This is a genomic window from Methanosarcina soligelidi (assembly GCF_000744315.1).
Lineage (GTDB): Archaea > Halobacteriota > Methanosarcinia > Methanosarcinales > Methanosarcinaceae > Methanosarcina > Methanosarcina mazei.
On the sequence record NZ_JQLR01000001.1, the window covers coordinates 3,280,038 to 3,293,836 of the forward strand.

Sequence of the window (13,799 nt, forward strand, 5' to 3'; positions counted from 1 at the left end):
TATTTTAATGGTTAAATATATTTTAATGGTTAAATATATTTTAATGGTTAAATATATTCTAAGGTTGAATATACTTTAAGGGCAAAACATACTTTGAGGGTTAAACATTCGAGCTCTCAGATGCTGTAAGATCGGTGTTTGTTTTTACCTTATCACCAGTTTTCTCTTCAGGGTTTTTAGTTTCGATTTTGGATGTTTCTTCAGCTTTTCTTTCAGGCTTTTCCCTGACCCAGCGGTCCATAACTTTGCAGGTAACGAGATCCCCTGCAACATTCACAGCCGTCCTGCTCATATCAAGGATCCTGTCCACTCCCATTATAAGTGCTACTCCGCTTGTGGGAATTCCTACGCTGTTAAGGATCATTGCAAGGACAACGATTCCCACCCCGGGTATTGAAGGCGTTCCTATTGAGGCTGCAACAGCCATGGTCATTACTACAAGGAGCTGGAAAGGCCCGAGGTCTATCCCGAAGACTTCAGCCAGGAAAATTGTTGCCACGCCCTGATAAAGAGCAGTCCCGTTCATGTTTATGGTTGCTCCTAGAGGGACAACGAACTGTGAAATCGAAGGTTTTACTCCTAACCTTTCTTCTGCTGTTTTTATGGATAAGGGCATGACTGCAGCCGAGCTGGAAGTTGAAAAAGCAAGGAGCATAACGTCCCGGATAGCTTTCAGGAATTCAAACGGGTTATACCTTGCAACAAGAGAGACAATAAGAAGGTTCAGGAGCATGAGGAGCATCAGGCTTGCAAGAACCGTACCCACATACACAGCCATTCCCAGAAGGGCTTCAATACCGAGCTTGATGGTGAATTTTGTAAGAAGCCCGAAAACTGCGATCGGTGCGAGGGTCATGCTCCATTTTACCACTGTCATGCATACAGCCTGAACTGAGGTGAGAAAGCTTACCATTGGGGTAGATTGTTCTTTGTTCAGGGATACAAGGGCAATGCCTATAATTACTGCAATAATCACAACCTGCAGCATTTCCCCGCTGGCAAGAGCTCCAAGAGGGTTAGAAGGAAGGAGGCCTCCGATAAGCGTTGAAGGCAGGGTCAGGGCAGAAGGGTCGAATCCCGGGCCAGTAGATATTGTCTGAGTCTGGCTCCCTAAAGCGCTCTCAACTAGATCTCCACTTATAAACTTCCCGGGGCGGATATAGAAAGCCATTCCTATCCCAATAGCGGTTGAGATTGCTGTTGTTATTACAAAATAAGTAGCTGTTAAAAGCCCTGTCTTTTTAAGGGCGCTCATGCTCTGGCTCGAAGCCACCCCCAGAATTATTGAGGCAAAGACAAGCGGGACCACGATCATCTTCAGAAGACCCAGGAAAATATAACCCGGAAGGGCGATCCATTCCCCTATAATTTCCGCATAAACCGGGTCAACGTATCCTCCGAATGGCCCGAGGAAAAGCCCCATCAGAACACCAAGCCCCATAGCTATGAGAATCTTCAGCCAGAGCTTCTTTTCAAGCAAATCGCGGAGCTGATTACTCAGGTTTTTCAAAGAGTTATTTCGCCTGAAATCCAGGGGGTAATAAATACGCGTAATCCCTTCAGTAATTTCCTGGCGAAGAAGCTTTGTTTCCTCTGCGATTTCCTGAGCGAACCCCCTCGGGTTCGGGATATAACGGTTTTCCTTCTCTTTCATGGGGATCACAATAAAATCGTTAGGGGTTCAGCGTTTACTTCTTCCTTTTAAGTCTCAATTTAATTTTCCGGCTATAATTGTACGTTTTTCGGGCTAAATTGTTCTTTTTTCCGGCTAAATTGCACATTTAATTCAATAAATTCAATATGTACATTTGTATAATACATTCTCATTAAATTATATAAAAGCTTAGAAAAATACATAGCAACTTATCAGGTTGATCCAATTCTCCAGTATGAGTTTCTTTATAAATTCCTTTGAAGGAGATAATAAACGGGTCAGGGGATATAGCGACAAAACTGAAATAAATGACTGTTTTTAAGAATATGTGCGATCAGGTTCATTTTCCACTTTGAAATTATTTTCTTATAAACCTTCTTAAATTTTGATTTTCTTCTCTTTTTACGGATCTGAGGGTTTTGCTTTTATGAACCTGTTGACTTTTTCGGAAAGGCTGTTTGCCTTCTTTCATCATTTTTTGCAGAGTGTTTAACCCATTCCTCCCTTACAGAGATCAGTACAGAGATCAGTACAGAGATCAGTAACAGCACCCTTATTAGAAGTCCTGAAAGACAAGCAGGATTTAGCATTTATGACAATTTCGGAAGTTTTATTTACCTGCTCTAAGTGTATAATAAATGTATAAGAATCGATATAATTTTATTATTTAATATTATCATGTCAAAAGTTTAGTCCATTATATATTTTTCATAAGTTATAAAGTGAGAAAGTCAAACAGAATATGGCGCATCGAAATAAAACTCATATTCAGAATAAATTATTCAAAAAATGTATTCAGAATAAATTATTCAAAAAATGTATTCAGAATAAATTATTCAAAAAATATATTCAGAATAAATTATTCAGAAAAAAGCGATCAGGGTAACAATTGTTACCTTGATGGGTAATAAGTGTTACTTAATATCGATTGTTTATATTTCTTAAGATATTCTACCAGAGTATAAAAATCATTTACCAATGCCAGATACTTTGTAAAGTGTATATAAATGTAGTTTTCTGGTCAGGATAGACGTGGAGTTTACTTTAAAAAGGGTGTTTCAGGTTGAGTTTACTTACTATTTCCAGTTTGTACGTTGATTTTCCTACTGACGATGGGCTGGTCAGAGCGGTAAATGGGGTAGATCTCTCTATTGCTGAAGATGAAGTTCTGGGACTTATTGGAGAATCCGGCTGCGGAAAAAGCGTTCTTGGGCTTTCTATCATCAGGCTTCTGCAGGAAGACGTGATCTTCAAAGGGGATATACTCTACCGTGGAGAAAATCTGTATCTGATTGATAAAGAAGATATGAGGAAACTCCGGGGTAAAGAAATTGGCATGATACCCCAGAACCCCGGAAGTTCCCTTAACCCCGTTTTGACGGTAGGCTCTCAGATAGCTGAACCATTAATGCTTCATAAACACGTAAAAGGCAGCCTGGCTGTCAAAATGGCAGAAAAGCTCCTTGAAAGAGTGAGGATCGGTGATCCCCAAAAAAGGGTAAAGGATTATCCTCACCAGTACAGCGGGGGGATGAAAGAGAGGGCAGTAATAGCAATGGGAATTGCCAGTGAGCCCCGCTTTATTATCGCTGATGAGCCCACTAAGGGACTCGATGTAACCGTAAAAAGAAACATAGTAAAGCTTCTGAAAGAGATCTCTGAAAAAAAGACTATGCTGATTATCACTCATGACCTTGGAGTTGCAGAGAAAGTATGCGACAGGATTGCTGTAATGTATGCCGGGGAACTGGTGGAGGTCTCTCCTGCAGCATTGATGTTTGAAAAACAACTGCATCCCTATACAGGTGGGTTTTTTAACTCACTTCCTTCCAGGGGGCTTAAGCCTATAAAAGGCAGCAGCCCTTCTTTGATCGATCCCCCGCAGGGGTGCAGGTTCCACCCACGCTGTAATTATTGCAGTGACAGGTGCAGAACCGAACACCCCCCCATGATCGAAAAAAACGGCAGGCTTGTGAGGTGTTTCCTTTATGCTTGAGGTTTCTGGCCTTAAGAAAACATTTACTTCAGGAATCATCTCCAGGACCAGAATCAAAGCTCTTGACGGTGTATCCCTTTACATAAAAAAAGGAGAAACCCTCGGAGTGGTGGGGGAAAGCGGGAGCGGAAAGTCCACTCTCGGACAGTGCATCCTGAGGCTGATCGAACCAGCGGAAGGAAAAATCATTTTCAACGGAACAGACCTGACAGCACTTGACAATAAAGCCCTGAACAGCATCCGCCCCAGTATGCAGATGATATTCCAGGACCCCGACTCCTCCCTTGACCCCAGGATGACCATAGGGCAGAGTATAGCCGAACCTCTTAAACTTAAAGGAAACGGCGAGGAAATGGTCAAAAACAGGATCAATGAGCTTATCAGGAAGGTCGGGCTGGGGCCGGAACATGTCAGCCGCTTTCCTCACCAGCTCAGCGGGGGGCAAAACCAGAGGGTGGTTATCGCAAGAGTGCTTGCCCTTGAACCTGTTTTTATTGTTGCCGATGAGCCGACAGCATCCCTTGACGTCTCAGTGCAGGCGCAGATTTTGAACCTTTTGAAGGACCTGAAGGAAGAATACGCGCTTACCATGCTCTTCATATCGCACGACCTTGAGCTGATGAAACACATGTGCGACAGGGTAGCTGTGATGTACCGCGGAAAGATCGTGGAAACCGGAAAAATAGATGATATTTTTCAGTCTCCTCTTCACCCCTACACAGAGCTGCTGTTAGTAGGAGATACTGATGTCGAGGTTGACAACAGTGGATGCGGGAAAGCTGTGGAGACTGCATGTTCTTACTATCAGGAATGTCCCTCAAGATCAAAGATATGCCTTACGGAAAAACCAGAGTTGAAAGAATTAACAAACAACCACCTGGTGGCATGTCATCATGCACTTAAAAAACGTGTTCCTGAATCTTATCGGGATGAATGTGAAGACAAAACGGATGCTGTCATTATTCAGCCTCCTGTATGATATTATTACGGAACTCCGGAATAATGACATTTCAGGAATGCAGTAAAAAATGTGGAGAGGATTCTATGTACTTGAGTAAAAGAAACCGAATTACATTTATGGTCATGCTTTTAGTCATGGCTACAGTCCTTGGGTCGCTGTGTATCGACCAGGATAGTGAAGAAAAAACCGCATCTGCAAACCAGACAAAACCATCAGGCCAGGAGAGCACCCTCAGGTATGCAGCTACTTTCGGTCCTGAAGGCACTCTTGACCCTGCAGTTAAATGGACTGGCTGGTATCTGCGAGAAGCCGGAGTATATGAAACCCTTTTCAGTTATGATGAAAACATGAACCTCCAGCCTGAACTAGCTACAAAATACGAACAGGTCTCGGATACCGAATGGAGGATTTTCATAAGGGAAGGGGTAAAGTTCCATGACGGCACGCCCCTGAACGCAGACGCTGTTATATATTCACTTAACAGGGTTCTTGATGATAATAATACAAGAAAAGGAGAATACGACTTTATTGAGTCCATAAGCAAATACTCTGACAGCGCAGTCACAATAAAAACAAATTCTACATATGCACCCACCATAGCAAGCCTCACAGACCCCGTAACTTCCATAGTCAGCCCGGGTACAGATCTGAATATCGCACCAGTCGGGACCGGTCCTTTTAAATTTGAAAGTTATACCCAGGACGTGAGCCTATCCCTGAAAAAGAACGACAACTACTGGAATGGTACAGCCGGGGTGGACAGGGCCATTATCTATTTTGTCACCGATGAAATGACCAGGCTCTTCAAGCTGGAAAGCAATGAAGTGGACATTGCTGACGGTCTCCCCCAGTCCGAAATTGCCGGCCTCCACAATAACCCTGAATATAAAATATACTCCACCCCTACCTTAAGAACCTACTTCCTGTATGTAAATATGAATAAAGAGCCTCTGAATGATGTAAAATTCAGGCAGGCACTGAACTATGCCATTGACCGCCAGCAAATTGTGGACACTGCCCTTGAGGGTGTTGGCGGGACTCCTGCAAAGAGCTTTTTCGGGTCCATGATGAGCTGGTCCATAAACGACAGGATAGACATGGTCTCAAGGGACGAACAAAAAGTCAGAAGTCTCCTGACCGAAGCCGGCCTGGAGGACATTAATGGGGACGGCTGGCTGGAATATGATGGAAAGCCTTTCGAACTGAATATAAAGACCTACACTGGCCGGCCTCAGCTTAAACCCGCTGCCGAGGTGATTGAAGCCCAGTTTGAGTCTGTAGGGATAAAGACCAGCGTCACCATCCTTGATAAAGGGGCACTGGAAACGGACCTGAATAACAAAGACTACGACCTTTCCCTCTATGCATGGACAGTAGCTCCTACAGGGGACCCTGACTACTTTGTTTCAAAGCATTTTGAGTCTACAGGAGCTGAAGCACAGAAATTGAGCTACTCGAACCCGGAGGTAGACGAATGGATAAAAGCCGGCCGGCAGACCATGAACCAGACAGAAAGAAAGGAGTATTACGACAAAGTTCAGGAACAGGTACTGGACGAATGCCCTGAAATATTCGTATTCTACCAGAACTCCCTTGTTGGAACAAATAAGAAAGTGGCAGGGTTCAAACAGTACCCCAATGAGATCACTTTCCTGACCAAGGACATATCCATAGATGAATAAGTTTCGGTGGTCCCGGAGTTTTTCCGGGGCTTCAGAATAAAGTATATCCACAAAAAACAGGAGGTCTGGCATGTGATAGAATTCATAGCTCGAAGGCTTTTACTCCTTGTCCCTGTCCTTTTACTGGTATCTGTGATCAGTTTTTCTATAATCTATATCTCTCCCGGAGATACTGCAGAAAACGCCATTATGAACCCGGGGGGAGGAGTTGACCGGAAAGCCGTGGAGGAGTTCAGGGCTAAAACAGGGCTTGATGAACCTGTACATATCCAGTATATTAACTGGATGGGCAGAGTTCTCCGCGGAGACCTGGGAGAGTCGTACATGACAGGTGTAGGAGTATCTGAGGCTATTTTCAGGTGCTTCAAAGTCACCCTTAAGCTTGCAGTGGTCAGTATGCTGGTTTCCCTTGTGATTGCACTCCCTCTTGGAATCATCTCTGCCGTGAAAAAGGGAACTGTTATTGATGATGTCTGCAGGCTTTTTGCACTTGCAGGCGTTTCCATGCCCAATTTCTGGCAGGCTTACCTCCTGATAATAGTTTTCGCACTTACACTGAAGGTTCTGCCTTCGTCAGGATACGGAGACGGAGGGATTACTTATCTCTTCCTGCCTGCTGTTACCCTCGGGACGGGTTATGCAGCTGTAACCATGAGACTGATGAGATCAAGCATGATCGAAGTGCTTCAGCAGGACTACGTCCGGGCAGCCAGAGCAAAAGGAGTTCCTGAGCATATGGTTATTTTCAGGCACGCTTTGAAGAACTCCCTCATCCCCGTGGTAACGGTTGCAGGCTTGAATTTTGGGTACCTGCTGAACGGTTCTGTCATAGTTGAGACAATCTTCTCGTGGCCAGGGATAGGAAATCTCATAGTTTCATCCATACTCAGCAAGGATTACCCGATGATACAGGGCTGTGTGCTCTTCATTGCTGTGATATTTGTGCTGGTCAATTTTGCAGTGGACATATCCTACGCTTACCTCAACCCGAGGATCAGATATGAAAACAAAAATTAATAAGAAAAATCCTGGATTCTTCCTCAGTGCAGGGATCCTTGTTTTTTTCATACTTGCAGCGATTTTTGCAGGGTATATAGCGCCTCATGATCCCGAAAAAGCCAATCTTGAACTTCGGCTTAAAGAGCCCTGCAGGGAGTTCCCTCTGGGTACAGACCATATGGGACGCTGTATATTGAGCCGCATCATTTTCGGCGCAAGAATATCCCTGTCTGTTGGGCTTCTGGTAGTAAGCTCTGCCCTGGCACTTGGCCTTGCCGTAGGGAGTCTATCTGGATATTATGGAGGGTGGGCGGATGAAGCAGTTATGCGGATAGTTGATGCTTTTCTGGCGTTTCCAAGCCTTCTGCTCGCTCTCGGCATAGCAGGGCTTTTCGGGGCAGGGTTCACGAATCTGGTCATAGCCCTTATTGTTGTGGACTGGGCTGGCTATGCCCGCCTGGCAAGAAGCTCTGTAATATCAGTAAAAGAGCAGGATTACATCAAAGCTTCAAAAGGGCTTGGGGTGGGGGATATGCATGTGATTGTGCACCACGTAATCCCGAATATAATATCTCCGCTGATAGTAATGGCAACCATAGGAATGGGATATGTTATACTGTCTGCAGCAGGCCTCAGCTTCCTGGGCTTTGGGGTACAGCCTCCAACCCCGGAATGGGGATCCATGCTCAATGAAGGTAAGACATACATCCGGTCTGCCCCCTACATTATGGTTTTTCCCGGAATTGCCATCATGCTTGTGGTCCTGGCTTTCAACTACCTTGGAGATGAATTAAGAGATCTTATTGACCCGAGGACGCGGAAAGACATCGAATGACAGTATTAAAGGATAATTTCACTATCCGGTGAACACGCCATTGTTCCAGACCTCTCAGAGCAGCTACCATGAAAAAGCATGAATCATTAAATAGCAGACAACTTAACAGCAGGTTTCTCCAGACCATGACCATAAATGCTGCAAACGGGTATGTATCAAAGATAAACGGCTTCAGCAGGAACGCATCCCTGTTCCTGGCATACATTTTCATGCTCTCTTTAAGCCTGGGAATCTATGAAGTAATCTTCAATCTGTATATCCTCAGGCTCGGGTTTAAGGAAGACTTCCTTGGACTTATGCTCTCACTCGTTTCCATATCCACCGGACTCTTTGCAATTCCGGCAGCCACTTTCTGTGACAGGGCGGGCAGAAAAAATACCCTGTTACTTTCATGCCTAATGCTCCTGTTTTCGTTTGCAGTTCTGTACACCACAAGATCAATGTTCCTTCTGGCTTTTTTCAGCATTCTCTATGGGGCATCCTCGTCACTAAAAATCGTTACAGCATCAACGTTCATGGTTGAGAACTCCACAAGCTATGAAAGGATGCATCTGTTTTCGATGTACTACCTTCTGTACACCATAGGAGTTATGCTGGGAAACCTTGCGGGAGGGACTTTACCTCAGGTCTTTATTAACTCCCTTGACCTCGACCCTTCAGGCCCGGAGGCTTACCAGCTTTCTTTATATGCATCTTTAGCTGCAGTCCTGTTTTCCCTGTTCCCTCTGGTATTTATCAAAAATAAAAAGACCGGGCTTGCAGAGAAACCAGCTCTATTTTCTACTCTTTTTTCAGTTTTAAGGTCAGGAACTATCCGAAAATTAATTGTGGTAAACGGGCTCATAGGCATGGGCTGGGGGCTGATCCTGCCTTATTTCAATGTTTACTTCGATGTTGTCCTCGGAGCCGGTTCTGAGCAAATAGGGGTTATCTTTTCCATTTCCCAGCTTGTAATGATGTTCACTCTGCTATGCGTCCCCTTACTTACTGAAGGGTTCGGAAAGGTGAAGGTTATATCCCTGGTCCAGCTTGCTTCAATTCCTTTCCTTCTGCTCTTCACCTCCACGTCCATACTTGCAGTAGCCGCATTCGGATACATCATGAGGACATCTATAATGAATATGGCAAACCCGATAATGAGCAGTTTCAATATGGAGATTGTCAGCGAAGACAATAGAGCGACAGTAAACAGCCTGGTCTGGATGAGCTGCTATACATTTGTGGGCCTGAGCACCTATGCCGGCGGTCTGATGATGGCTCGCGGTTATTATACCCTTCCGTTCTTTCTGACCTGCGGCATTTATGGAGTGGCCGCAGTGCTTTATTATGTCTTCTTTGACAAAATGGAAAAACAGCAGAAGGTTTCAGGTGCCGCTTTATGATTTCCACCCAATATGGGATTAATAACAGAAACCAGATTAATAACAGAAACCAGATTAATAACAGAAACCAGATTAATAACAGAAACCAGATTAATAACAGAAACCAGATTAATAACAGAAACCAGATTAATAACAGAAACCAGATTAATAACAGAAACCAGATTAATAACAGAAACCAGATTATAATAATCAGAGACAAAAAGAGTAATCTGGATCCAAAAAGGATAATCCGGGGAAAATAGAATAATCTGAATCCAAAAAGGATAATCAGGGAACATAAATTAATATTCCCTGATTTCATAAATTGTTTATTTCAGGAGTCTCTTCTTTGCAAAGAATACCGAAGCAAGGACGCCGAAAACCGCAAAAATACTTTCGAATCCTGGCGTTCTCCTTCTGATCCCGGCTGTCTGCTCTTCTCCTGTAACTGATTCTTTTTCTTCATCCTGAGCCGGAGTAACTACTGCATTACCGAGTTTTTCTCCGGTAATCGCATATCTGGAGAAGCCGGGCGTCTCTGCAGTGAAATAGTAGTATTCTTCATCTTCATAGTTCATTTCCGTAGCGAGAGGGTTCCATTTCTCATTGTGGAACCTGTTTATCTTTATGGTGGAGACGTCAATATTGTTTTCCTCGACCCAGCTCTTCACTACCCTGAAGTTGATGGAAGCTCCCCTGATATTACTTTCACTTTCGAACCTTTCATTTCCTATCCGGATATTCATAAGCCTGTAAACTTCTCCTTCGGGTTTTTCTTCCGGACCTGCGTCCCCAAAGACTTCAACCCTTACAATGACATTTCCTGAATACTTCTGTGAAGTAAAACTGAGTCTCAGTATGTCGGAAACAGGGTTATTGAATTTGAAGCCTGTTAGGGTTCCTGCAACAACCCTTTTCTGTACACTGTCCATACCTGTTACTCCGGGACTTACACCTGATGGGACGTAGTTTGTGGAACTCTTGTGCGTGGTCTTTGTGGAAGGAATAACCGTAAGGGGCAGATAGTCAAATGTCCCGTTTTTGATTTCACAGGACGAATCCGCAATTCCGTCCCTGTCAGCATCAGTGCAGTTTTCGGAAAAGCCTGTCCCGCTGGGGTTTGCCCAGTAGTTGCCTCCCAGGTACGGGCCTCCGACTATGCTTTTTCCTGCTGTTTTACTGGTGTTCCAGGTATTGTTTGCCTCGCTGCAAAACAGGGTGTTATTTACGTTGTTGAAGTAGTTATTGTAAATAGTGTTGTTTCCGCTTGCTGGACTTTCCATGCTCCTTAAAAGACCTGTGTGAGGAATAATTTCTTCCAGATCAGGGTCAAAGGCAATTCCAGCAAGGCAGTTCCCGGTCACTATGTTGTCACAGATAAGGCTGTTATTTACATCATAAATCACCAGTCCGTAAGAATTTCCTGACAGGGTATTACCTGTAAAATTGCCTTCTCCAGCAGCCAGAAGCCCAAGGTAACTTCCCTCCACCGTGCAGCCTGAGACCGTATATCCGTCCCCAGCTCTTTCTTCGTTATTGATAACCAGGATTCCTCCTGAAATGCAGTTGTTTGCGGAACAGCCGCTTATGCTGACGGTCTCGCCAGATATGGCAACAAGCCCTCCCAGGCAGTTTTGAAGAGTGTTGTTTGCAAGTGTTGCATTTACTGGTTCGATAAGAGACACCCCCCATACAGAAGAGCAGTCTTTAACAGTATTGCCTTTAAGTTTGAGGTCCTGTAAATTGGCGAAATAGATCCCGTATCCCAGGAAATCGGGACCTCCGCTGACAAGAGGCGAGCTGACAAAGGAGGGATTTTTAGATGAAGGCAGCAAATATATGCCGGTTACATTCTGAACGGTATTGTCCATGAACTCCACACCTGAAGATTCCATAGCATAAATTCCCACAACCCCTGTATCCCGTACCAGGTTTTTCACAAACCCGACATTCTGGCATTCCTCAAGATAAATTCCTGCGATGTCCTCGTTGTCAACAATATTATTCTCAAACCTGAGATCCCAGGAATATTCCGAACGGATTCCAACACCATAGCCACCCCGGACCCCGTAAAGCTTCGAGTTTCCAGGACTGTTCTCTTTTATGGGGGTATTTTCTTCTTCTTTAATAAGCTCTGAATTTACAGAGTTAATCTCCGAATTTGCAGAGTTATAGAGCAGGTATCTGACGCCTGAGTCCCGGATGAAATTGCCGGTGAGCGTGCAGTTGCGGGAACTGAAAATATAAACCCCCTGTGTGGAATTTTGAACAGTATTATTGTTAATTGATATATTCATTGCTTCATCAAGCTCAATTCCTGAATATAGTGAATTATCAATCCTGCTGTCCGAGACATTGACATTATGGGAATATGCAATCCTGACTCCAAATTCGGTATTATTTATAGTGTTGTTTTGCAGATTTGAGCTCGTGTTATACAGGTAAATCGCATATGTGTTATTCTGCAGCACAAGGTCCTTAATTTTGGCATTTCCGCAGTTTATGCAATAAACAACTCCAGCATCAGTTCTTATTGATGGGTTTTGAACCCCCTCCAGATAATAAATGGGTTTTCCGTCTACAAGATTGCTGGTATCAATTGTGTTTCCGGTTGTGTGATTCAGATCGGACTCATCGCTGTGGAGCCTGAAGTTATACCAGTTCCCGGACATATTGTTGTTTGCAAGTGTGCAGTTTTCGAGATCATAGAGGCGGAATCCGTATTTTCCTGAACTTGCCGTGTTATTTCTCAGGACAGTTCCAGTGGAATAATACATACTGAGGCCGTAATTTGTGTTTGAAACCATATTGCCGGTCAGGGTACAGTAATCAGAGGAGGTAATATAGAGCCCGTATGGGCTGTCTGATATTTCGTTGCCGGAAAGAGTGCAGCTGTTGGACTCATACATATAAATGCCGTCGTCATAAGTATCTGATATCCTGTTGCCGGTAAGATTACAGCCACCGGAATAATAGAGGTAGATACCGTCCGTAGCATTTGAAATTGTGTTGCTGTCCAGAGTACTGCCGTTTGATTGATACACGCATATGCCTTCATAAAAAGTATCTGAGATGGCGTTAGCTGTGAGAATGCAGTTGCTGGAACTATCCAGATGTATACCGTAATGGTCTGTGTCTGAAACCGTATTGCCTGCCAGAGTGCAGCCGCCTGAGTTATACAGATTGATTCCTTTCCCGCTATCATAAGTACTTACATAAGTATTTCCTGTTATGTTTGACACTGTATTGCCGGTAAAATTGCAGTTGCCGGAATTATACAGGTAGACCCCGTTTCCTAAAACGTTCGAGATTGCATTGCCATCCAGGGTACAGTTGCCGGAGGACAGCAGGTAGATGCCGTAAGAAGATGTATTTGAAACGGTGTTACCTGCAAGGGTGCAGTTACTTGAAGTCTGTATATAGAACCCCTTATCTGCAGAATTCGTAACCGTATTATTGAGCAGGCTGCATCTGCTCGAACCCTGAATCTGAACACTGCAGCCATTTCCTGAGAACCTGTTGCCGTTAATGTTAACCCCGGAGACCCCGCTCATATAAATTCCTGTAGGATATGACCCTGCAATGTTGAAACCACTTATTGTGACATCGCTGGCGCTTATTTTGAAGTTGTGGCTCAGTACACCCAGGTATTTTACAGTTGTGTCCTCAGGGTTTCCTGAATATGAGAGAATGCTCAGGTTTGAGACATTAACATTAACGTTTTCGGTATATGTCCCGGGATAGACAATAATCGTGTCTCCGGACGTTGCATTATTAACTGCATCCTGAATAGTTGTATAATTTCCGTTGCCTTCTGTATCCACATAAAGCACGGAAGGCGAAGATTTTGCGGATGCGCTGCCGTTTATTACGATAAGCAAAAAAACCAGTAGTGTTAAAATTTGTAAGCTATTTTTTTTATATAGTATACCCATTTTTTAAAGTCTCCTCACATATGAATTACATCAGTATAGGGCTGATTGTAATTTTATTTCAGATGAAATATCTTATAAATTTTTATATATTGTTGCAATATTTGTGCAGTACTGATATAAATAATTTGATGCTTAAAGGAAACTCATGCCGATATATGTCTACTGCTGAGTAAAATGTGTTAATCGAGGGCTATAAATGAGAAGTAAAATCATAAATTTGCAGAGTAAGAGGAAAATGCATATGAAAATCAAAAATATCAATTTGCAGAGAAAGAACAAATTTCATTAAACAAAATTTCATTAAACAAAATTTCATTAAACAAAATTTCATTAAACAAAATTTCATTAAACAAAATTTCATTAAAGAAAATTGCAT

General features: G+C 43.5%; 8 protein-coding genes. 6 read left to right on the plus strand and 2 right to left on the minus strand.

Annotated features, from left to right (window positions below; translation table 11 throughout):
• Nucleotides 1-100: 100 nt before the first annotated feature.
• Nucleotides 101-1,654: a dicarboxylate/amino acid:cation symporter gene (locus tag M886_RS14085; RefSeq protein WP_015413230.1), complete on the minus strand. Its 1,554-nt coding sequence runs from the start codon at nucleotides 1,652-1,654 to the stop codon at nucleotides 101-103.
• A 1,063-nt stretch (nucleotides 1,655-2,717) separates the two neighbouring features.
• Here M886_RS14085 and M886_RS14095 point away from each other — a divergent pair.
• The 6 genes from M886_RS14095 (at nucleotide 2,718) to M886_RS14120 (ending at nucleotide 9,509) form a co-directional block, all read left to right on the plus strand.
• A complete protein-coding gene (locus tag M886_RS14095; RefSeq protein ID WP_048051357.1) occupies nucleotides 2,718-3,650 on the plus strand; it encodes an ABC transporter ATP-binding protein in 933 nt (310 codons plus the stop codon).
• The gene (locus M886_RS14100; RefSeq protein ID WP_011035212.1) at nucleotides 3,643-4,629 is read left to right on the plus strand and encodes an ABC transporter ATP-binding protein; all 987 of its coding nucleotides are present in this window, start codon (nucleotides 3,643-3,645) and stop codon (nucleotides 4,627-4,629) included. Before M886_RS14095 ends, M886_RS14100 begins: the two co-directional genes overlap by 8 nt.
• Before the next feature lie 98 nt (nucleotides 4,630-4,727).
• The gene (locus M886_RS14105) at nucleotides 4,728-6,293 is read left to right on the plus strand and encodes an ABC transporter substrate-binding protein (protein WP_235203970.1); all 1,566 of its coding nucleotides are present in this window, start codon (nucleotides 4,728-4,730) and stop codon (nucleotides 6,291-6,293) included.
• A gap of 72 nt (nucleotides 6,294-6,365) precedes the next feature.
• On the plus strand, nucleotides 6,366-7,310 hold the full coding sequence (gene nikB, locus M886_RS14110) for a nickel ABC transporter permease (RefSeq protein WP_048037536.1): 945 nt from the start codon (nucleotides 6,366-6,368) through the stop codon (nucleotides 7,308-7,310).
• Complete coding sequence (gene nikC, locus M886_RS14115; RefSeq protein WP_048038401.1) at nucleotides 7,294-8,127, plus strand: nickel transporter permease; 834 nt, start codon at nucleotides 7,294-7,296, stop codon at nucleotides 8,125-8,127. Before nikB ends, nikC begins: the two co-directional genes overlap by 17 nt.
• 68 nt (nucleotides 8,128-8,195) lie before the next feature.
• Nucleotides 8,196-9,509, plus strand: coding sequence for an MFS transporter (locus tag M886_RS14120; protein WP_052718760.1), 1,314 nt, complete (start codon nucleotides 8,196-8,198; stop codon nucleotides 9,507-9,509).
• Nucleotides 9,510-9,817: 308 nt separating this feature from the next.
• Here the strand turns inward: M886_RS14120 and M886_RS14130 are convergent, their stop codons facing one another.
• The gene (locus tag M886_RS14130) at nucleotides 9,818-13,369 is read right to left on the minus strand and encodes a NosD domain-containing protein (RefSeq protein WP_048051359.1); all 3,552 of its coding nucleotides are present in this window, start codon (nucleotides 13,367-13,369) and stop codon (nucleotides 9,818-9,820) included.
• Nucleotides 13,370-13,799 lie beyond the last annotated feature (430 nt).

Bases quoted from the DNA above. Each gene is read 5' to 3' on its own strand.
- M886_RS14085 (WP_015413230.1), bottom strand. From the start codon at position 1,654: ATGAAAGAGAAGGAAAACCGTTATATCCCGAACCCGAGGGGGTTCGCT.
- M886_RS14105 (WP_235203970.1), top strand. From the start codon at position 4,728: ATGGTCATGCTTTTAGTCATGGCTACAGTCCTTGGGTCGCTGTGTATC.
- M886_RS14120 (WP_052718760.1), top strand. From the start codon at position 8,196: ATGAAAAAGCATGAATCATTAAATAGCAGACAACTTAACAGCAGGTTT.
- M886_RS14100 (WP_011035212.1), top strand. From the start codon at position 3,643: ATGCTTGAGGTTTCTGGCCTTAAGAAAACATTTACTTCAGGAATCATC.
- nikC (WP_048038401.1), top strand. From the start codon at position 7,294: ATGAAAACAAAAATTAATAAGAAAAATCCTGGATTCTTCCTCAGTGCA.